Origin of the sequence: Mesorhizobium sp. M0698 (assembly GCF_040320455.1) — a bacterium.
In the GTDB taxonomy this organism is placed as follows: Bacteria; Pseudomonadota; Alphaproteobacteria; order Rhizobiales; family Rhizobiaceae; genus Mesorhizobium.
Map to the genome: position 1 here is coordinate 267500 of NZ_JAMYPQ010000005.1, position 21013 is coordinate 288512.

Consider the following 21013-nt stretch of genomic DNA (forward strand, 5'->3'; position numbering starts at 1 on the left):
AGAAACACGCTGAGTTATAATCAGCGTTGCAACAGGATGCCTCACCATGAACACGACCATTCGCAAGATCGGCAATTCCGAAGGCGTGATCCTGCCGAGGGAGCTTCTCGACCGCCTGAACCTGAAGGCCGGCGACCAGCTTCAAATCGTCGAAACAGGTGACGGCCTTGCGCTGAAGCCGGTGGACGACAGCTTCGAGCGGCAAATGAAAGCCGCCCGCGAGGTGATGGACAAATACAAGGTCGCGCTTCAGAAGCTCGCCGAATGAGCTGGGAGTTTCTGACGCGGCGTGCAGTCGAAGCGATGCACGCGGAGCAGTTGCGCCGACACGGCGGAGCACAAGGCTTGAGGGATGAAAATGCCCTCGAATCGGCGCTCGCTCGCGCCGAAACCAAGGCCAACTACGGAGACCCGTCGGTTGAGGAACTCGCAGCCGCCTATGTCTTCGGCATTGCCAGAAATCATGCCTTTGTCGACGGCAACAAACGCACGGCCATTGTCGCGGCCGGCGCATTTCTGATTGTGAATGGTTATGCCCTGACGGCCAATAACGGCATGCTTTACGAATTCGTCATGGGCGTCGCCGCCGGCGAAATCGACGAGGCCGGCGCCGCGGCGTTCTTCCGCGATCATGTCGTCAAGCTCGAAGACTAACTGTCGGAGAGCTTGACGATCTCCCATTCCTTGCCGTTGACCACGGCAATTTCGCCGATCTTCTTGCCGAACAGCGCCATCGCCATCGGCGACATATGGGAAATTGTCCCTTTGCCCGGATTGGCTTCGTCCTCGCCGACGATCTTCCAGTGCACCTTCTTGCCGTCGTCGCTTTCCAGGGTGACACCCATGCCGAAACGAACCAGGTCGCTGCCCGGTTCCGGCACCGAAAGCTCGGCGCTTTCCCGCCGTGCCGTCCAATAGCGGAGATCGCGCGAGACCAGCGCGATGCGCTCGCGGTCGGCCCTCTTCTCGGCTCTGCCCAGTTCGTCGCGCAGAGCGGCCACCTCGGCATCGATCAGCGCCATGCCGCGTTCCGTGACCAGATTGCGGTGATGGCTGATCGGCCGCTCGCCGATGCCGGCAATGGCGTTTTCGCTGTCTTCCTCGCGGGTGAAGGCCCTGCTCATCTGACGAACTTAGGCTTGGAACGGCGACTCCACAAGCCATTGCTGATGAAGGGGCTAATGGTGAAGATCTGGGTTCAGTACCCGAGATTAGACAGCTGCTTGGGGTGTAAAGCTGACCATGCGAATGCCTCAACTTGGCGCACTATCGCGCTTCGAGGGCCGCAAGGCTAAGGTCCGGTTGCGCAACTAGGTAGCGGAGCCCCTTGGTTCCGACGTCGCCTTGCTCAACGATATTGAAGCCATGCCGGCCGAGATCCGCTGCAACTTTGTCCAAATCGACGTAACCATGCCGGTGGAGCCGAAAGGTGCTCTTCTGGCGCGGCGGTTTCGCAAAATCGACGATAAGCACACGACCGCCCGGCCTCAGGACGCGGAAGGCCTCTCTGCCGAATTCCTCGCGGCCCTTCTTTGGAAGATGGTGGAACATCAGCGTGCTGAGGACGACATCAAATTCCCCATCCTTGAAAGGCAGTTCCTGAGCGGTGGCGGTCGAGAACCCGACTTGTAACCCTGCCCGCCGGGCCTTTGCCGTTGCGCGCGCAACCATTTCGGCGGACGCGTCGACGCCGTCCACACGCCCCTCCGGCCCCACCTTCTGTCTGACGAGGAGCGCGGTGGTGCCGGTGCCGCACCCGACATCCAGGACCACTTCTCCCGGTTTCAGCTTCGCAAAACTTAGTATCCTTTCGCGAAAAGCACGTTCGCGGCCGAAGGTCAGAAGCCACGCGAGCGTGTCGTACAGGGCGGCGGAATGGAGCGTGATGCCGACATGCGGCGCCTTCTCCTCGCCGGCGGCCGGGATGCGGACCTTGGCGGACAGCCGCCCGTGAGCGCTTTGCCATATCAATAGGCTTGCGATCACGACGAGTACACCAGCATGAAGCAGAAGGACGGGAATTCCCAAGGAAAAGACCGCATTTGCCTGTCCCAACGAGAAAAATGCCGCGAGCACCACGGCCACTTTGACGAGCGCGACTAGCGCATGCCCTCCAACTATTGTTCCGAAAAGACGTTGGTGCATTGCTTTATCTCCGGCCAGCCGGGCATCGCGCTGGGCCTTCGGCAAGAGCATATGATACTGGACAGTGTGTCCAGCATCAGTTTTACTGGCCACATCGCACCGACGCGCCCAATACTGGACGATTTGGTGTCCTATGGCCGGAAAAGGATGTTGCCGATGCCAGCCGGACCGATCGACCGTCGGGTCGCCAGGACCCGCAGCCGACTGCAGCAGGCGCTTTTCAGACTGACCGCCGAGAAGGGATATACGGCGATCACGGTCGAGGACATCTGCAGGGAAGCCGATGTCGGCCGCTCGACTTTCTACACACACTATCCCGACAAGGACCGCTTGAGGAAAGCAACGATCGACGACCATCTGAAGACCTTGCAGGCGCACGGTGCCGAACGCTATTCGCAGCGAAACGCCAAGGGCTTTTCCTTCAGCGGTCCGGTGTTCGAGCATGCTCTTGCCACGCGGGAGATGCACCGTGCGCTGATGGGCGGGAAAAAGCGCGAAATGCCAGAAGAGATCCGCGGCTGGATAAGCAGGCAGGTTCGCCATGAATTGGCGAATATCCAAGGTGATCAAGGCGGGGCCAGACTTGAGATCGCCACACGCTTCATCGTTGGCGCGTTCTTTGAAGTGATGCACTGGTGGCTTGAGAGGGATACGAAGCTGTCCCCCGCGGAGATCGACCAGACATTCCTGCAACTTGCCTTCAACGGGGTAAATGCGGTGTTCGCCGAGCCAACGAGGATCGAATAGAGGCTCAAAAGGGGCTTCGTTTGATCGCCCACAGAAGGGCCGAAAGCGATATTCCGTCCTGGCTGGCAAGCTTCAGATTTTCACCACACTTCGACCGGGCTAGTCTGGCACGAATCCTGCGGCGTGGCCGTTGGACGCAAGGGATCTGTGCCGATGTTGAACAGAAGAACGCTGCTTGCGCAGACCGCCGGCTTTGCGGTCATGGGGATTTCGCTCGGCAAAGCAGCGGCGAAAAACCTGGCCGGCGTCGAGAAAGCCGCGATGCGCGGGGCGATCAACGCTACCGAGCGCGGCGTCCGGCCCGGCGCGCTTGACGACCAGAGCAAGGCTTTCGCCAAGCTGCTGCGCGACGCGCACGACCGCGACATGCCGGTGTTCCTGCCGCCGGGGATCTATATCGTTTCCAACCTGTCGCTGCCCGGCCGGGTGCGCCTGTCCGGCGTGCCGGGCGCATCGCGGATCGTCTATGGCGGCAATGGCCATCTCATTATGGCCGAACGGGCCGAGCATATCGAACTCAGCGGGCTGGTGTTCGACGGCAGCAACCGCTGGATGGGCGACTACACGCAAGGCCTGCTCGATCTGCGCCGCATCGCCCATCTGGTCGTCGACAACTGCCAGATGACCGGCAGCGGCAAGAACAGTCTGGCGCTCGAACACGCCTCGGGCCGCATCGAGCGCTCGGAGATATCCGGTGCGGCCGATGCCGGCATCTATTCGGTCGAGGCCGATGGCCTGGAAATATCAGGCAATAGCGTCTCCGACTGCGCCAATGGCGGCATCCTCGTGCACCGCTGGCAGGCGGCTGAAGACGGCACCATCGTCAGCGGTAACCGGGTCGAACGCATCCGGGCGCGCGGCGGCGGAACCGGCCAGAACGGCAACGGCATCAATGCCTTCCGCGCCGGCAACGTCATCATCTCCGGCAATATTGTTTCGGATTGCGCGTTCTCGGCGATCCGCGCCAACAGTGCCAGCAATTTGCAGGTCACCGGCAATACCTGCTCGCGCTCGGGCGAAACGGCCGTGTATTCCGAATTCTCATTCGAAGGCGCCGTCATCGGCAATAACATCGTCGATGGCGCCGCGAACGGCATTTCGATCGTCAATTTCAATGAGGGCGGCCGCATGGGCGTCTGCTCCGGCAACGTAGTCCGCAACCTGTCGACCAGCGGCCCCTACCCTGCCGATGCGCCCGGCTTCGGCGTCGGCATCAGCGTCGAGGCAGACACCACAGTTTCCGGCAATGTCGTCGAGAATGCACCGCTCTACGGCATGCAGATCGGCTGGGGACCGTTCATGCGCAATGTGGTCGCCACGGGAAACGTCATCCGCAAGGCGGGGACCGGCATCGTCGTCAGCGTGGTCGAAGGTGCCGGAACGGCAATCATCTCCGACAATGTCATCGACCGAGTCCAGAACGGCGCGATCGTCGGCCAGCGCTGGGCCGAGCCGGTGACCGGCGACCTCGCCGCGTCAGGCAATGCCGGCTATGCGCATCTGACCGTCGAGCGCAACCACGTCAGTTGAGGGTGGCCGTCGGCCGGAGCGCGCCGACTTTGGCACCGATCCGGCTTTCGATGGGCGGATTTGCCTGTTCGATCAATTTCGCAGCGAGCGCCTGGTCGGCGTGCAGCAGCTTAGCCAGCACGGCCGCGACCATCACTTCAGCGGCGCGGCCGGCGCCATCGTCGCATTTCAGCGCGATGCCAAGCCCAAGCTCCGGAAGGGCTGCGCAAAAAACACCTTCGGCGCCTCCCTTGACGAAAATCCGGCCCGGCGCGGCCTCCATCATCGCGACGTCGGACCTGCCCGTGCCGGCGACGAAAAACGGCTCGGCCATGCAGGCAGAAAGCAGCCGCTTCGCCGCCCGGGCGCGCACCGGCTCGAAGCCGGCACCTGTCGCCATGCGGGCAAAGCCAAGGGCAAAGCTGCGCAACGGCACGGCATAGGTCGGAATCGAGCAGCCGTCGGTGCCGCGGTGATCGGCGTCATGGGCAGCACCGGTCACCGCCTGCATCGCTTCGCGCACCATCTCCTGCGAGGCATGGCCAGCCTCGACGTAACCACGATGGGCGATGCCGCTGTGAACGCAGGTGCATAGGAAGCCTGAGTGCTTGCCGGAACAATTGTTGTGCAAGGTGTTCGGCGCACGGCCGGCGCGCGCGAGCGCCAGCGTCGCCCCGTGGCTCGACGGCCAATGCGCGCCGCATTCGAGTGCCGTCTCGTCGAGGCCGGCTTTCGCCAGCATGGCGCGTGCCAGCTCGACATGCGGCGGCTCGCCGGAATGGGAGGCGCAGGCCAGCGCCAGCTCCCGGTCACCGAAGCCGTAGGCATCGGCAGCGCCGCTCTCGACCAGCGGCAACGCCTGGATCGCCTTGACCGCCGAGCGCGGGAACACCGGCTGTGCCGTGTCGCCGATCTCCCAGACGGGCTTACCGTCGGCGTCGAAGACGGCAACAGCGCCGCGATGGGCGCTCTCGACGATAGCGCCGCGCAAGACTTCGACCAGAACCGGATTTGTCATGTCACCTCCCGCAAATGCGGGCGGGTTTATCTGATCCGGTCGAGAATGGAAACGTAGTTGGCGACCGCGGCACCACCCATGTTGAAGATGCCGCCGAGCTTTGCTCCCGGCACCTGGATGCCGCCCGCCTCGCCGACGAGTTGCATCGCGCTCAGCACATGCATGGATACGCCGGTGGCACCGATCGGGTGGCCCTTGGCCTTCAGCCCGCCAGACGGATTGACCGGCAGCCTTCCATCTTTCGCCGTCTCGCCATCCAGGGCCAGCTTGGCGCCCTCGCCCGGCTTGGCCAAGCCCATCGCCTCATACTCGATCAGTTCGGCGATGGTGAAACAGTCATGCGTCTCGACGAAGGACAGGTCGCCGAGCGTCACGCCCGCCTGCTTCAGCGCCTGGTTCCAGGCCTGCTCGCAGCCTTCGAAGGCGAGAATGTCGCGCTTCGACATCGGCAGGAAATCCTGCACATGCTCATTGGCGCGGAAGGCGACTGCGCGGCGCATCTTCAGCGCCGTGGCCGTGTCGGCAAGGACAAGCGCGGCGGCACCGTCCGACACCAGCGAGCAGTCTGTGCGCTTCAGCGGACCGGCGACGAAGGGGTTTTTTTCGCTTTCCTGCCGGCAGAACTCGTAGCCGAAATCCTTGCGCATCTGCGCGTAGGGATTGTCGACGCCGTTCTTGTGGTTCTTGGCGGCGATCATCGCCAGCGCATCCGACTGGTCGCCGTAGCGCTGGAAATAGGCTTGGGCGATCTTGCCGAAGACGCCAGCGAAGCCTGCCGGCGTGTCACCGTCCTCCGGCAGATACGAGGCCTTGAGCAGGTTCTTGCCGATCTCGGCACCGGGCGTCGTCGTCATCTGCTCGGCGCCGACCACCAGCACGATACGGGCGGCATTGGCGTCGATGGCGCGGATGCCTTGCCTGACCGCCGCCGAGCCGGTGGCGCAGGCGTTCTCGACGCGGGTCGCCGGCTTGAAGCGCAGCCGGTCATCGGCCTGGAGGACCAGGCTCGCGGTGAAATCCTGGGCGGAAAACCCGGCGTTGAAGTGGCCGAGCACGATCTCGTCGACGTCATCTGGACCGATGCCGGCATGATCGAGCGCCTCGACTGCCACCTTGGTGATCAGGCTCTCCAGCGTCTCGCCTTCGAGCTTGCCGAAGCGCGAATGCGCCCAACCGACGATGCATGCTGTCATGGCGATCTCCATCCTGTGGACCCGGGCTAGGCGATACTGCGCGCGCATCAGCATTGTTCAAGCATGAACCGTTTCGCCGGCCTCGTGAAGGGGCCAGAAACGCACAATCGCTTGATCTTGATCATCTGGTCATAGTGCCTGGCTTTTGCCAGCAAATCAGGCCGGATTTTTGTTGATTGATGCGTCAATAAAAAATAATCTTGTCCCAACAGGCCGGAGCAGGAATGCCGAAACTCGGAATGGAGCCGTTGCGCCGCAGGGCGCTCATCGACGCAACGATCTCGGCGATCGGCGAGCGCGGTTCGCTTGATGTGACGATGTCGGAAATCGCCGGGCGCGCCGGCGTGTCCTCGGCGCTTGCCCACCATTATTTCGGCGCCAAAGACGAATTGCTGTTGGCGACGATGCGGCACATCCTGAGCGAGCTCACCGCCGATACGCGCCGTGCACTTCGCGCGGCCGGCACGGCGCGCCAGCGCGTCTCGGCGGTGGTCGCGGTCAATTTCTCCGACATCCAGTTCCAGCCCGAAACGATCGCCGCCTGGCTCGCCTTCTATGTCGAGGCGCAGAAATCGGCAGCACTCCGCCGGCTGCTCAAGGTCTATGCGCGCCGGCTGCATTCCAATCTGCTCAGCGGGCTGGCCGGCATCCTGCCGAGAAGCGAGGCCGACCGGGTCGCCGAAGCGACCGCGGCGCTGATCGACGGGCTCTATATCAGGCGCGCGCTGAAGGACGGTGTTCCCGATGCCGCGACCGCGATTGCACTGGTCGAGGACTATCTCGAAACGAAGCTCAGCGGACGGCAGAAGCAGTGACATCCAAGCGACCCAACATCCTGATCGTCATGGTCGATCAGCTCAACGGAACGCTGTTTCCGGATGGGCCGGCGGACTTCCTGCACGCGCCGCATCTGAAGGCGCTCGCCGCGCGTTCGGCGCGTTTTTGCAACAATTACACGGCCTCGCCGCTCTGCGCGCCGGGCCGCGCCGCATTCATGAGCGGCCAGTTGCCGTCACGCACCGGGGTCTATGACAACGCCGCCGAATTCGCGTCTTCGATCCCGACCTTTGCCCATCATCTGCGCGCCGCAGGTTATCACACCTGCCTCTCCGGCAAGATGCATTTCGTCGGGCCGGACCAGTTGCACGGTTTCGAGGAGCGGCTGACCACCGACATCTATCCGGCCGATTTCGGCTGGACGCCCAACTATCGCAAACCCGGCGAGCGCATCGACTGGTGGTATCACAATCTCGGCTCGGTGAGCGGCGCCGGTACTGCCGAGATCACCAACCAGCTGGAATATGACGACGAGGTCGCCTTCCATGCCGTGCAGAAGCTTTATGATTTTGCCCGCGTCTCCGACGATGCCGCACATCGGCCCTGGTGCTTGACGGTTTCTTTCACCCATCCGCACGATCCTTACGTCGCACGGCGGCAATACTGGGACCTCTACGAGGATTGCCCGGCGCTCGAGCCTGAGGTCGGCTTCATTCCTTACGACAGGCAGGACCCGCATTCGCAGCGGCTCTACCGCGCCAGCGACTATGACAGGTTCGACATCACCGCTGAGCAGATACGCCGCGCACGGCGCGGCTATTTCGCCAACATCTCCTATCTCGACGACAAGCTCGGCGAATTGATGTCGGTGCTCGAGCACACACACATGCTCGACGACACGATCATCCTGTTCTGCTCGGACCATGGCGACATGCTGGGCGAGCGCGGCCTGTGGTTCAAGATGTGCTTTTTCGAAGGTTCGGCGCGGGTGCCGCTGATGATCGCCGGCAAGGGCATCGCCGCCGGCCTGATCGACACGCCGGTCTCCAATCTCGACGTGACGCCGACGCTTTGCGACCTCGCCGGCATCGACATCAGCGCGATTGCGCCGTGGACTGACGGCCAGTCGCTGCTGCCGTTGCTGAACGGAAAGAAACGCTCCGCGCCGGTGCTGATGGAATATGCCGCCGAAGGCTCCAACGCGCCGATGGTGGCGATGCGCGAGGGCCGCTACAAATTCATCCATTGCGAGATCGATCCGCCGCAACTGTTTGATCTTGAATCGGATTCGCAGGAATTGACCAATCTCGCCGCCGATCCGGCCAATGCGGCATTGGTGGCCGCTTTCACCGACAAGGTGCGGGCGCGCTGGGACATGGCGGCCTTCGACGCGGCGGTGCGTGCCAGCCAGGCACGCCGCTGGGTGGTCTACCCGGCGCTGCGCAACGGCACCCATTATCCCTGGGAATTCCAGCCGCTGCAGAAGGCATCGGAGCGCTACATGCGCAACCACATGAACCTCGACCTGCTCGAAGAGCAAAAGCGCTTTCCGCGAGGCGAATGATGGCAGATAGTCTCGTCCCCTCGCTCGACCATCTCAGGCAGGCCCATGCCGTCACCTCCAAGGCGATGCAGGTCACGCCGCTGCTGGAATCGGCGGCACTCGCGCGCGAGACCGGCGCCGCCCGCGTCTTCGTCAAGGCCGAATCGCTGCAATGGGCAGGATCGTTCAAGGTGCGCGGCGCCTACTGGCGGCTGAAGAAGCTCTCGCCTGACGAAGCCAAAAAGGGCGTCGTCGCCTACTCCTCCGGCAATTTTGCGCAGGGGCTAGCGGCGGCTGGCCAAGCGCTTGGCATTCCCGTCACCATCGTCATGCCGATCGACGCGCCGGCCGCCAAGCGCGACGCCACATTGGGTTACGGCGCGCGCGTGGTGCTGACTGACCATGGCGAGCGCGCGCGTGAGGAAGTCGCCGCCGCCAAGGCGCGCGAGATCGCTGCGAGCGAAGGCCTGGCGCTGCTGCACCCGTTCGACGATCCGGAGATCGTTGCCGGCCAGGCCGGTGCCGGGCTGGAGGTATTCGACCAGATCGCCGCCAGGCAAGCGGAGGCCGATCTCTTGTTCTGCTCGGTCGGCGGCGGCGGCCTGATCGGCGGTGTTTCACTGGCCTTTCACTATCTATCGCCAGCCACGAAGATCATCGGCGTCGAGCCGGAAGGTTTTGACGGCATGGGCTCGTCGCTGGCGCATGGCGCCATCGAAACCATGCCGATCGGGCCGAAATCGATCTGCGACGGGCTGATGTCGCGGCGGCCCGGCGACGCGCCGTTCGCAGCGGTGAAGGCCGCCGGCGTTCGCGGCGTCACCGTCGACGATGCTTCGGTGCGGCGCGCCATGCGCCTCGCCTTCGAGCGGCTGAAGCTGGTGCTCGAGCCATCCGGCGCTGCTTCGCTGGCGGCGTTGCTCGGCGGCAAGGTCGACGTCACCGGCAAGACCGTTCTCGTAATGGCAACCGGCGGCAACGTCTCGCTGGCCGATTTCATTGCGCATATGAACCACGGGCGCGCATGAACCATGCTTGAAGCGGATTTCGTCATCATCGGCTCCGGCTCGGCCGGTTCGGCCATGGCCTACCGGCTGTCGGAGGACGGCAAGCATTCGGTGATCGTCATCGAATATGGCGGCAGCGATATCGGCCCGCTGATCCAGATGCCGTCGGCGCTGTCGATCCCGCTCAATATGAGCCTCTATGACTGGGGCTTTGCCAGCGAGCCGGAGCCGCATCTCGGCGGCCGCGTACTGGCGACGCCGCGCGGCAAAGTCATCGGCGGCTCGTCGTCGATCAACGGCATGGTCTATGTGCGCGGCCATGCCCGCGACTTCGACCATTGGGCCGAACAGGGCGCGACCGGCTGGGGCTTTGCCGATGTGCTCCCGTACTTCAAGCGCATGGAGGACAGCAATGGCGGCGAGAATGGCTGGCGCGGCCATGGCGGGCCGCTGACTGTGCAGCGCGGCTCGAGGACGAACCCACTCTACGGCGCCTTCGTCGAGGCAGGCCGTCAGGCCGGTTTCGAGCTGACCGACGACTATAATGGCGCGAAGCAGGAAGGCTTTGGGCCGATGGAGCAGACCATTCGCGGCGGCCGTCGCTGGTCCGCGGCGAGCGCCTATCTGAGGCCGGCGCTGAGGCGGAAAAATGTCAGCCTGGTCAAAGGTTTCGCCCGGCGGGTGATCATCGAGAATCAACGCGCCACCGGCGTCGAGATCGAAGCGCGCAAACGGATTCAGGTGATCAGAGCGCGGCGCGAGGTGATCGTTGCCGCGTCCTCGATCAACTCACCCAAGATCCTGATGCTGTCCGGCATCGGCCCCGGCCAGCACCTTAGCGAGAACGGCATTCCGGTGATTGTCGACCGGCCCGGCGTCGGTCGCAATCTGCAGGACCATATGGAACTCTACATCCAGCAGGAATCGACGAAGCCGATCACGCTGAACTCGGTGCTGAACCCGTTCTCGAAGGCGCTGATCGGGGCACAATGGCTGTTCTTCAAGTCCGGCCTCGGCGCCACCAATCATTTCGAGGCGGCCGCCTTCGTACGCTCGCGCGCCGGCGTCGACTATCCCGATATCCAGTATCACTTCATCCCGGCCGCGGTCCGCTATGACGGCAAGGCGGCGGCCAAGGCGCATGGTTTCCAGGCTCATGTCGGGCCGATGCGGTCGAAGTCGCGCGGTTCGGTCACGCTGCGCTCGCCCGATCCCAAATCGAAGCCGGTGATCCGCTTCAACTACATGTCGCATCCGGACGATTGGACGGAGTTCCGCCACTGCATCCGGCTGACCCGCGAGATCTTCGGGCAAGCGGCCTTCGATCCGTACCGAGGCAAGGAACTGTCGCCGGGCTCGCATGTACAATCGGATGAAGAGCTCGACGCCTTCATTCGCGACCACGCCGAAAGCGCCTACCACCCTTGCGGCACCTGCAAGTTGGGCCGTGCCGATGATGCGATGAGCGTCGTCGATCCGGAATGCCGCGTCATTGGCGTCGAAGGGCTTCGGGTCGCCGATTCCTCGATCTTTCCACGCGTCACCAACGGCAATCTCAACGCGCCGTCGATCATGACCGGCGAGAAGGCCGCCGACCACATTCTCGGGCGTACGCCGCTGCCACCGTCCAACCAGGAACCATGGATCAATCCGCGCTGGCAGGTGTCGGACAGATAGGCCATGATCCGGCGGACGCATATTCCGCATGCCGCGACAAGACGATTTGGAGAACAGTCATGCGCGCCCAGCCAACGGCATCGCATTATGTCAACGGCCGCTATATCGACGACGAGCGCGGCGCAGCGCTGCCGGTTATCTATCCGGCAACCGGCGAGACCGTCGCCATGCTGCGCTCGGCGACGCCGAACGTGCTGGAACTCGCGATCGAGGCCGCGCGTGCGGCACAGCCGGCCTGGGCTCGGCTGAAGCCGGTCGAGCGCGGCCGCATCCTGCGCCGTGCCGCCGACATTTTGCGCGCGCGCAATGCCGATCTGGCGCGCATCGAGACGCTGGATACCGGTAAGCCGATCCAGGAGACGCTGGTTGCGGACGCCCCGTCGGCGGCCGACTGCCTCGAATATTTCGGCGGTGCCGTCACCGCCTTTAATGGCGAGGCCGTCGATCTCGGCGGACCCTTTGCCTATACCAGGCGCGAGGCGCTCGGCGTGTGCGTCGGCATCGGCGCCTGGAACTACCCGATCCAGATCGCCGGCTGGAAATCCGCTCCGGCGCTCGCCATGGGCAATGCGATGGTGTTCAAGCCGTCGGAGAACACGCCGCTTTCAGCGCTGGCGCTCGCCGAAATCTACACCGAGGCCGGGCTGCCCGACGGCCTGTTCAACGTCGTGCAGGGTTTTGGCGATGTCGGCGCCGGCCTTGTCGGCCACGATGTCGTCGCCAAGGTCTCGGTGACCGGCTCGGTGCCAACCGGCCGCAAAGTGCTGTCGCTCGCCGGCTCGAAGATGAAGCACGCGACGATGGAGCTCGGCGGCAAGTCGCCGCTGATCGTCTTCGAAGACGCCAACCTCGAAAACGCCATCGGCGGCGCGATGCTCGGCAATTTCTATTCGACCGGCCAGATCTGCTCCAACGGCACGCGGGTCTTCGTGCAGAGTAGCATCCATGACCGTTTTGTCGAGAGGCTGACCGAACGGACGAAGAAAATCCGCATCGGCGATCCGCTCGATCCGGACACGCAGATGGGGCCGCTGGTCTCGAAGGCGCAGCACGACAAGGTGGTCTCTTACATCGAGGCCGGCAAGCAGGATGGCGCGGTGCTCGCCTGCGGCGGCAACGTGCCTTCGCTGCAGGGTTTTCAGGGCGGCTTCTTCGTCGAGCCGACGGTGTTCACCGGTGTCGTCGACACGATGCGCATCGCCCGCGAGGAGATTTTCGGGCCGGTCATGAGCGTGCTGAAATTCGACAGCGAGGACGAGGTGATCGATCGCGCCAACGATACCGAATTCGGCCTCGCCGCTGGCGTGTTCACCCGCGACCTGGCGCGCGCCCATCGTGTCATCGCCGAACTGCAGGCCGGCATCTGCTGGATCAACGCCTACAATCTGACGCCGGTCGAAATCCCCTTCGGCGGCTTCAAGCAGTCCGGCATCGGCCGCGAGAATTCGCTCGCGGCACTGGCGCTTTATTCGCAGCTGAAGTCGGTCTACGTCGAGACGGGTGATGTCGCCAGCCCGTACTGATCCTTGGGCGCCGTGCCGTCCAGATACTGCGTCAGCGCGCATACGAGATGATAGAAGATGCTGGCCGGCACCTCGCTCGCCAAGGAGCGGCCACGCTCGTCGATGCGGTCGATCCACAGGCCGAGCGGTGCCGGATTGATGTGCCAGCGGAACAGCCGGCCGACACGCGCCTCGATTTCCGGCTTCAGGTCGGGACCGCCCGAACCGTCCAGCGCGATCGCCGCCTTGATCGCTTCGGCCTGCGGCCAGCTGCGCGAGACGCGGTCGAGCGGCAGTCCTTGCCGCGAGACGGCGCCGTAGGCGAGGCCCGTGGCGCGGTTCAGGCCATTGGCAATCGCCGACGCGTAAAGCTTCCGGGCAAGGCCGGTCAAGCCGCTCTGGCCGCTGCGGCCGGCGAAGTCGACCAGCAGCGAGGCCCATTCGAAATGATGGCCGGGTTCGGTCCACGTGCCCTTCCCGCCAGGGGCCGGCCGCCATTCATGGTCGAAATACTCACCCAGCGTCCAGCTTTCCGGGTCGAAGAAATGGCTGCGAAATAGATCGACGATGCGCGCGGCGCGACGAAGATAGGCGCGCTCGCCGGTCGCCTGATGCCAGGCCAGGAATGCCTCGAGCAGATGCATGTGCGGGTTGGAGCGGCGCTCGCCCTCGCCGCTCGAGGTCTCGCGGAAGCCGGTCAGGCGTTCGTCCTCGAGATGCGCGTCGATGAACGCAAAGGTCTCCTGGCCAAGCCGCAACGCATCGGGATTGCCGCACATATGGGCATGCGCCAGCGCCAGGAGCACGCAGGAATGGTCATAGGCATCCTCGGCGGCGTCGGCGACGGTGCCGTCGACGTTGAGCGTGCGTACCCAGCCGCCATTGTCGGTACGTCCGTGCCTGGCCATGAATTCGAGGCCGTGGCTGATCAGCCGATCGGCAGGGCCGTTCCAGCCGCGCGCCTTGGCAACGGCGAAGGCGTAGATCTGCCTGGCCTGCGTGCGCATGCGCTTGGGTTTCATCAGCGGGGCGGCATCGAAGCCGAGCGCCTCGTGGAACCCGCCGTGGCGCTCATCGACGCCGACCGTCGACCACAACGGCACCGTCTCCTCGAACAGCCAATGGTGCACGCGGCGCTGCCACGCGCCGCTTTCGATGACGCGGTCGTCGGCGGGCGTGAACCTGGTCTCAAGGCGGCCGCTTTTTTCGAGCTGCTCGACGATCTTCTTGACGTTCTGGCTGTGACTGACCGGAGCAACGAAAGTGGCGTCGGCGGTCGACACGATGGCGACGTCCTTCAGGCCTATGGCCGACAGCAGGCGGCCGTCGCTGCGGATATAGGAGTTCTCGCAATCGATGGCGACGACATCGCCGACGATGACATTGCCCTGCGTGTCGGAGGGGCCGACGTCGAGCAGCGATTGCCAGGAGCCGAGATCGTTCCAGCGAAAGCCGGCCGGCACCATGGCGATGCCGCTGGCGCGCTCCATGATCGCATAGTCGATCGATGTCGATGGGATGGCGGCATAGAGATCCAGAGGCATGTAGAGGCCGGAAAGATCCGATGTCGCAGCCTGGTAGGCAGCCTCTGTGGCACTCCAGATGTCGGGCTGGAAGGCCATGAACGCGTCGCGCATGGCACTGGCGCGAAACAGGAAGATGCCGGTGTTCCAGTAGAAATTGCCGGCCTCGAGATAGCTCTGCGCCGTGGCGAGATCGGGTTTTTCGACGAAACGCGAGACATCGCAGATGCCATCGCGCTCGCCGGCCACCTCGATGTAGCCGTAACCGGTCTCGGGTTGGGCGGGCTTGATGCCGAACACCACCAGCCTGCCTTGGCGCGCGGCCGCCGTGCCGGCCTCGATGCTCCGCCAGAATTGCTGTGGGGTCGCGATCTCATGATCGGACGGCACCACCAGCACCAGGCTGTCGCCGAATTCCGACAGCGTGCGCAGGCTTGCCAAGGCGACGGCCGCGGCGGTGTTGCGTCCGGTCGGCTCGAACAGCGGGCCGCCGCCGGAAAGCTCGTGACCGGCAATGTCGGCATGGACGCGGTCGGCATGCCTTTCCGAGGCAATCAGGAAAACCGGCGTTTCGCCTTCCGGCCGCGCGGTGAGCCGGCGCAGCGTCTTGGCCAGCATTGAGCCGTCGCCGGAGAAATCATGGAACTGCTTGGGATTGTCCTCGCGCGACAACGGCCACAGCCGCGAGCCGACGCCGCCGCTCATCACAAAACTGACGATCCGTTCGGTCATGAAAACAAGCCTCGTGCTCAAAAGGTCTGATTGTAGGCGCCGACTTCGGGGCTGCGGCGCAGCACCGCATCGACGGCTTCGAACATCTGCCGGCGCCGCTCGGACGATACCGGGCTCTCCACCACCACCACAAGCTCCGGCTTGTTCGATGATGCCCGCACCAACCCCCATGTACCATCCTCCGCCACGACCCTGACGCCGTTGACGGTGATCAGTTCGGCGATCTTCTGGCCGGCGAAGACCGTGCCCTCGTCCTTCATCTTGCGAAAATCGCCTACGACCCGCTCGACGACGCCGTATTTGAGCTCGTCGGCGCAGTGTGGCGACATGGTCGGCGTGCCGAAGGTCAGCGGCAGATCGCGATAGAGGTCGGCCATGCTGCTTTGCGGGCTGCGATCCAGCATCTGGCATATGGCGATGGCCGTGACCAGGCCATCGTCATAGCCGCGGCCGATCGGCGGATTGAAGAAGAAATGGCCCGATTTTTCGAAACCGGCGGCGGCGCCGAGTTCGGCGACGCGCCGCTTGATATAGGAGTGACCGGTTTTCCAATAGTCGGTGACCGTGCCATTTTCCCGCAGCACCTTGTCCGTCATGAACAATCCGGTCGACTTGACGTCGACGACGAAAGTCGAGCCGGGATAGAGGTGCGAAATGTCGCGCGCCAGCATGACGCCAACCTTGTCGGCGAAAATCTCGTTGCCTTCATTGTCGACCACGCCGCAGCGATCGCCGTCGCCGTCGAAGCCTAGCCCGACATCGGCGCCCGTTTCCAGCACCTTGTCGCGAATGGCGTGCAGCATCAGCATGTCTTCGGGGTTGGGATTGTAATTGGGGAACGTATGATCGAGCTCGACGTCGAGCGGGATCACCTCGCAGCCGATCCTTTCCAGTGCCTCGGGAGCGAAAGCCCCGGCGGTGCCGTTGCCGCAGGCGGCCACCACCTTGAGCTTCCTCGAGATACCCTTTCCCGCTGTCAGATCGTCAAGGTAGGTTTTGCGGAAGTCCGCAACGAAGTCATAGGAGCCGCCACCGACAAGATCGAAATCGCCTGAGAGCACGATCGCCTTCAACGCGCTCATCTCCTCCGGACCAAAAGTCAGCGGGCGCGCCGCGCCCATCTTGACGCCGGTCCAGCCATTCTCGTTGTGCGAGGCAGTGACCATGGCGACGGAGGGCGTGTCGAGCGCGAACTGGGCGAAATAAGCCATCGGCGACAGAGCAAGCCCGACATCCTTGACCCGTGCGCCGGCCGCCATCAGCCCGGAAACCAGGGCCAGCTTTATGGCAAGCGAATAGGAGCGGAAATCGTGACCGGTGACGATGTCGGGTCCGGCACCCAGGCGACGGATCAGCGTGCCGAGCCCCATGCCGAGCGCCTGGACGCCGATCAGATTGAGTTCCGGCGTTTCGTTCGAGCCGGGATGGCCGAACCACCAGCGCGCATCATATTCGCGAAACCCGGACGGCTTGATCAGCGCCGAGGTTTCAAACTCAAAAGTGTTTGGTCTGACATCGCTAACGATCTTCATCGACAAGGCTGCAAACTCCAGGCGGCTGAATCAGGTGCTTCGAGGCAAGTGGACGGTTACCCAGATGCCCTTTAAGCCGTGTTTGTGCGACAGGAAACTGAAACCTGTATGACGTGGCGGCGAAAGCGAAAGAAATGCGACAGAAGCGCTGCCATTGGCGCTTGCAGTAACCAAACGCGGCGGCTATAAGCCCGCGGTCTGGTCACGGAGTGTAGCGCAGCCTGGTAGCGCACATCGTTCGGGACGATGGGGTCGCAGGTTCAAATCCTGCCACTCCGACCAGAAAAAACAGCGGCTTAGCTGTTTTTGTTCCCGAAACAACCACCATCCGCCGCAGTTCTGACCGATCGCGCTATGCGCTCAGGCGAAATCGCGTCACGTCGATGGCCGCGGCCATCAGTGTCTGCGTATAGGTTGCCTGCGGATTGCTGAAGATCGCCTCGGCCGGTCCCTCCTCGACGATCTTGCCCTGCTTCATGACGATGATGTAGTCGGCCATGGCGCGCACGACGGCGAGATCGTGGCTGATGAACAGATAGGACAGTTCGTGATCGGCCTGCAGCTTGCGCAGCAATTCGACGATCTGCTTCTGCACGGAGCGGTCCAGCGCCGAGGTCGGCTCGTCCAGCACCACCACTTTAGGCTTGAGTATCATGGCGCGCGCAATGGCGATGCGCTGCCGCTGGCCGCCGGAGAATTCGTGCGGATAGCGGTTGCGCGTGTTGGGGTCGAGCCCGACTTCGAGCAAGGCATCGACCGCGCGGAGATCGCGCTGCCTGCCCGACAGATTGGGCTCGTGGACGAGGAGCCCCTCGGTGATGATCTGGCCGACGGTCATGCGTGGCGACAGCGAGCCGAATGGATCCTGGAAGACCAGCTGTAATTCGCGCCGCAGCGGCCGCATCGCCTGGCGGTCGGCGTGGGAAATGTCGCGGTCACCAAGCCGGATGATACCGTCGCTGGGCAGGAGCCGCAGCAAGGCGCGGCCGAGCGTCGATTTCCCCGAGCCGGATTCGCCGACGATGCCGATCGTCTGGTTGCGCTTCAGCCGTATCGAAATGCGATCGACGGCGCGCAGCAGCAGCGGCTCGCCGCCAAGAAATCCGCCGCCGATCTTGAAGGTCACCTCGACGTTCCTGCCTTCAAGCAGGACAGGGGCATTCGGAGGCGGCGGCGCCTTGGTGCCGGTCGGTTCGGCGGCAAGCAGCATCTTGGTGTAGCCGTGCTGCGGGTTGGCGAAGATCGCTTCCGCCTCGCCCTCCTCGACCACCTCGCCATAGCGCATCACATAGACCCGATCGGCAAAGCGCCGGACGATGCCGAGATCGTGGGTGATGAAGACGATCGCCATGCCGAGCTTGCGCTGCAATTCGGCGAGCAGCATGAGGATCTGCGCCTGGATGGTGACGTCGAGCGCGGTCGTCGGCTCGTCGGCGATCAGTATGTCGGGGTCGTTGGCCAGCGCCATGGCGATCATGACGCGCTGGCGCTGACCGCCCGACAACTCGTGCGGATAGGATTTCATCCGCCGCTCCGGATCGGGAATATGGACCAGCCGCAGCAGCTTGAGCGCCTCCTCGCGCGCCGCGGCGGCGCCAAGTCCGCGATGCTTGCGGATCGGCTCGATCAGCTGGTTGCCGATCGAATAGAGCGGGTCTAGCGACGTCATCGGCTCCTGGAAGATCATGCTGATCTTGCGGCCGCGGATCTTGTTGAGCTCGGGTTTGCTCAAGGTCAAAAGATTGCGGCCGCGATAATCGACTGTGCCGGTGGCTTCGCCGTTCGAGGCGAGCAGGCTCATCGCCGCCATCATCGTCTGGCTCTTGCCGGAACCGGATTCGCCGACGACGGCGACGGTCTCGCCTGATTTGACGTGGATATTGATGCCCTTCACCGCCTCCACCACACCGTCGAGGGTGCGGAAGCGGACCCGAAGGTCCTTGACGCTGAGGATGGTTTCGGAAGCGGCCATCTCAACGATCCTTCGGGTCGAGCGCATCGCGCAGCCCATCGCCGACGAAATTCAGCGCGAACAGCGTGGAGACGAGAAAGAAGGCCGGGAAAAGAAGCAGCCAGTTGGCCGAGCCGATGTTCTGGGCGCCAACCGAGATCAGCACGCCCCAGCTGGTCATCGGCTCCTGGACGCCAAGCCCGAGGAACGACAAAAAACTCTCCAGGATAATGACCTGCGGCACCAGCAGCGTCATGTAGATCACCACCGGCCCGAGCAAATTGGGGATCACATGGCGCAGCAGAATGCCGCGCTGGCCGACGCCCATCGCTTCCGCCGCCTGGACATATTCCTGCCGGCGGATCGACAGCGCTTGTCCGCGCACGATGCGCGCCATGTCGAGCCACAGCACCGCGCCGACCGCCAGGAACATCAGCACGAAGTTCCTGCCGAAGAACACCACCAGCATGATGACGAAGAAGATGAACGGCAAAGAATAAAGCACGTCGACGACACGCATCATCACCTCATCGACCCTGCCGCCGGCAAGGCCGGCGCTGGCGCCGTAGAGCACGCCGATGACCACGGCCACAATGCCGGCAAGCAGACCGATGGCCAGCGATATGCGCCCGGCCATCAGCGTTCGGGACAGGAGATCGCGGCCGGTATTGTCGGTGCCGAACAGGAAATATTGCTGCTTGATCGAGGCACTCATCACCATTTCGAGACCGTCCGGCGATTTGCTCTCGATCTTTGTGTCATCAAAGGTATCGGAACGATCAAGGTAGCGAATGTTGCGGTCATCGATCGGCTTGGACGATTTGACGGTAACGAACACACGGCTGTCCTCCTGCCGCCACTCCTTGATGTCGACGCGCATACGCCTGATCGCCTCATCGAGAGCGCCTTCGATCATGTCGGCCTTCGGATAGGCGGAGAAGCTCGGCGGCGTACGGACATAGTCGGCATAGATGGTGGTGTATTGGTGCGGCACGAGATAGGGCCCAAACACGCTGATGACGGCGATGAAGACAAGATAATAGAGGCTGAACATGGCCGCGCGATTGGCCTTGAGGCGCGCCCAGGCGTCACCCCACAGGGACCGGCCGACGACCGGTGCGGCAACTGCGATATCAGTCATAGCGCACCCTCGGATCGACGACCCCATAGAGGACGTCGACGATCAGGTTGAAGACAATGGTGAAGAGCGCGATGACCACCACCGTCCCCATCACCAGAGTGTAGTCGCGGTTGAGTGCAGCAACGACAAAATGGCGGCCGATGCCCGGGATAGAGAAGATGGTCTCGACGATGACCGAGCCGGTGAGAAGGGCTGCGGCTGCCGGACCGGTGAAGGAGACGATCGGCAGGATGGCGCCGCGCAGCGCATGCTTGACGACGACCGACCAGTCGGACAGGCCGAGAGCGCGCGCGGTGCGGATGTGATGCGAGTGCAGCGATTCGATCATCGAGCCGCGCATCAATCGGGCGACGATGGCGATCTGCGGAAGAGCGAGCGTCAGCACCGGGCCGACCTTATTGATGAGGGCTCCATCGCCCCAGCCGCCGATCGGCAGCAGCTTCCAGGTCAATCCGAATGCAAGCTGGATCACCGGCGCGATGACGAAGGTTGGAATGGTGCTGCCGGCGGTCGCCAGCGCGATCACCGAATAGTCGGCAAGCTTGTTCTGGTTGAGCGCGGCAACACTGCCGAGCACGCTGCCGAGGAGCAGCGCCAGAATGAGCGCCGAAGCGCCGAGCTGGATTGAGATCGGCAGGCCCTCCTTGAACAACTCGCCGACGGTGAAATCCGGCATGTTGTAGCTGGGGCCGAAATTGCCGCGCAGAAGATTGCCGAGATAGTGGACGTACTGCAACCAGAGCGGATCGTTGAGGCCGAACTGAGCTTCGAGATTGGCCCTGATCTCGGGGCTCAGGCCCCGCTCCTGGTTGAACGGGCCGCCCGGCGCGACGCGTATCAGGAAGAACGCCATGGTCACGATGACGAACAGCGTCGGAATGGCGGTCAGAAGCCGCCGGAATACGTAACGCAGCATCGGTGCCCCGCTTGATCCAGAACAACGCGCGTCCAGCTGGACGATTGCGCTCTAGCCTTCAAATCTTCGCATCGGCTTTCCGGAAATCGATCCGATTCAC

Annotated in this window: 18 protein-coding genes and 1 tRNA gene; 10 read left to right on the forward strand and 9 right to left on the reverse strand. The window is 63.4% G+C overall.

The genetic code is table 11. From position 1 onward, the window contains the following. Positions 1-46: 46 nt before the first annotated feature. Positions 47-268, forward strand: a complete 222-nt coding sequence (locus NKI16_RS14335; RefSeq protein ID WP_095496758.1) for an AbrB/MazE/SpoVT family DNA-binding domain-containing protein — start codon at positions 47-49, stop codon at positions 266-268. After that, a complete protein-coding gene (locus NKI16_RS14340) occupies positions 265-654 on the forward strand; it encodes a type II toxin-antitoxin system death-on-curing family toxin (protein ID WP_352624564.1) in 390 nt (129 codons plus the stop codon). Before NKI16_RS14335 ends, NKI16_RS14340 begins: the two co-directional genes overlap by 4 nt. On the opposite strand, the gene NKI16_RS14345 is transcribed toward NKI16_RS14340, so the two are convergent. Next, positions 651-1124 carry a GreA/GreB family elongation factor gene (locus NKI16_RS14345; protein WP_352449075.1) on the reverse strand — a complete coding sequence of 158 codons (474 nt, stop codon included), beginning with the start codon at positions 1122-1124 and terminating at the stop codon, positions 651-653. The two genes, NKI16_RS14340 and NKI16_RS14345, sit on opposite strands and share 4 nt — an antisense overlap. Positions 1125-1266: 142 nt before the next feature. Further along, positions 1267-2085, reverse strand: a complete 819-nt coding sequence (locus NKI16_RS14350; RefSeq protein ID WP_352698719.1) for a class I SAM-dependent methyltransferase — start codon at positions 2083-2085, stop codon at positions 1267-1269. A gap of 21 nt (positions 2086-2106) precedes the next feature. Between NKI16_RS14350 and NKI16_RS14355 the strand changes: the two genes are divergently transcribed. Both NKI16_RS14355 and NKI16_RS14360 read left to right on the forward strand, forming a co-directional pair. Further along, positions 2107-2892 carry a TetR/AcrR family transcriptional regulator gene (locus NKI16_RS14355; protein WP_352698721.1) on the forward strand — a complete coding sequence of 262 codons (786 nt, stop codon included), beginning with the start codon at positions 2107-2109 and terminating at the stop codon, positions 2890-2892. 153 nt (positions 2893-3045) lie between these two features. Next, positions 3046-4422: a TIGR03808 family TAT-translocated repetitive protein gene (locus NKI16_RS14360; RefSeq protein WP_352624570.1), complete on the forward strand. Its 1377-nt coding sequence runs from the start codon at positions 3046-3048 to the stop codon at positions 4420-4422. Here NKI16_RS14360 and NKI16_RS14365 read toward each other — a convergent pair. Together NKI16_RS14365 and NKI16_RS14370 are read right to left on the reverse strand one after the other, a co-directional pair. Then, the gene (locus NKI16_RS14365) at positions 4415-5419 is read right to left on the reverse strand and encodes an asparaginase (RefSeq protein ID WP_352624571.1); all 1005 of its coding nucleotides are present in this window, start codon (positions 5417-5419) and stop codon (positions 4415-4417) included. The two genes, NKI16_RS14360 and NKI16_RS14365, sit on opposite strands and share 8 nt — an antisense overlap. A gap of 26 nt (positions 5420-5445) precedes the next feature. Further along, complete coding sequence (locus NKI16_RS14370; RefSeq protein WP_352624573.1) at positions 5446-6612, reverse strand: acetyl-CoA acetyltransferase; 1167 nt, start codon at positions 6610-6612, stop codon at positions 5446-5448. A 224-nt stretch (positions 6613-6836) separates the two neighbouring features. Between NKI16_RS14370 and betI the strand changes: the two genes are divergently transcribed. Genes betI through betB form a run of 5 tightly spaced genes read left to right on the forward strand, consistent with a single transcriptional unit; the run spans position 6837 to position 13139 of the window. Then, positions 6837-7427, forward strand: coding sequence for a choline-binding transcriptional repressor BetI (gene betI / locus NKI16_RS14375; protein ID WP_352449081.1), 591 nt, complete (start codon positions 6837-6839; stop codon positions 7425-7427). After that, a complete protein-coding gene (gene betC, locus NKI16_RS14380) occupies positions 7424-8953 on the forward strand; it encodes a choline-sulfatase (RefSeq protein WP_352624575.1) in 1530 nt (509 codons plus the stop codon). The genes betI and betC overlap by 4 nt, the downstream gene beginning before the upstream one ends. Continuing rightward, positions 8953-9960 (forward strand): threonine/serine dehydratase family protein, encoded by a 1008-nt coding sequence (locus NKI16_RS14385; RefSeq protein ID WP_502896654.1) that lies wholly within the window; start codon positions 8953-8955, stop codon positions 9958-9960. Before betC ends, NKI16_RS14385 begins: the two co-directional genes overlap by 1 nt. Positions 9961-9963: 3 nt before the next feature. Beyond that, positions 9964-11616 carry a choline dehydrogenase gene (gene betA, locus NKI16_RS14390; protein WP_023679320.1) on the forward strand — a complete coding sequence of 551 codons (1653 nt, stop codon included), beginning with the start codon at positions 9964-9966 and terminating at the stop codon, positions 11614-11616. 59 nt (positions 11617-11675) lie between these two features. Next, entirely contained in the window at positions 11676-13139 is a 1464-nt protein-coding gene (gene betB / locus NKI16_RS14395) for a betaine-aldehyde dehydrogenase (protein ID WP_352624578.1), read from the forward strand. Here betB and NKI16_RS14400 read toward each other — a convergent pair. Both NKI16_RS14400 and NKI16_RS14405 read right to left on the reverse strand, forming a co-directional pair. Next, positions 13103-15373 (reverse strand): AGE family epimerase/isomerase, encoded by a 2271-nt coding sequence (locus tag NKI16_RS14400; protein ID WP_352618578.1) that lies wholly within the window; start codon positions 15371-15373, stop codon positions 13103-13105. The genes betB and NKI16_RS14400 overlap by 37 nt on opposite strands. Before the next feature lie 17 nt (positions 15374-15390). Next, positions 15391-16905: a phosphomannomutase/phosphoglucomutase gene (locus tag NKI16_RS14405; protein WP_502897597.1), complete on the reverse strand. Its 1515-nt coding sequence runs from the start codon at positions 16903-16905 to the stop codon at positions 15391-15393. Positions 16906-17110: 205 nt separating this feature from the next. Between NKI16_RS14405 and NKI16_RS14410 the strand changes: the two genes are divergently transcribed. Continuing rightward, a tRNA-Pro gene (locus tag NKI16_RS14410) sits at positions 17111-17187 on the forward strand. Positions 17188-17257: 70 nt separating this feature from the next. Here the strand turns inward: NKI16_RS14410 and NKI16_RS14415 are convergent. The 3 genes from NKI16_RS14415 to NKI16_RS14425 are packed head-to-tail and all read right to left on the reverse strand — an operon-like array spanning position 17258 to position 20913. Further along, complete coding sequence (locus NKI16_RS14415; RefSeq protein WP_352449088.1) at positions 17258-18877, reverse strand: ABC transporter ATP-binding protein; 1620 nt, start codon at positions 18875-18877, stop codon at positions 17258-17260. Between the two features lies 1 nt (position 18878). After that, positions 18879-19997 carry an ABC transporter permease gene (locus NKI16_RS14420; protein WP_352923031.1) on the reverse strand — a complete coding sequence of 373 codons (1119 nt, stop codon included), beginning with the start codon at positions 19995-19997 and terminating at the stop codon, positions 18879-18881. Beyond that, on the reverse strand, positions 19990-20913 hold the full coding sequence (locus tag NKI16_RS14425; RefSeq protein ID WP_352923034.1) for an ABC transporter permease subunit: 924 nt from the start codon (positions 20911-20913) through the stop codon (positions 19990-19992). The genes NKI16_RS14420 and NKI16_RS14425 overlap by 8 nt, the downstream gene beginning before the upstream one ends. Between the last annotated feature and the right edge of the window lie 100 nt (positions 20914-21013).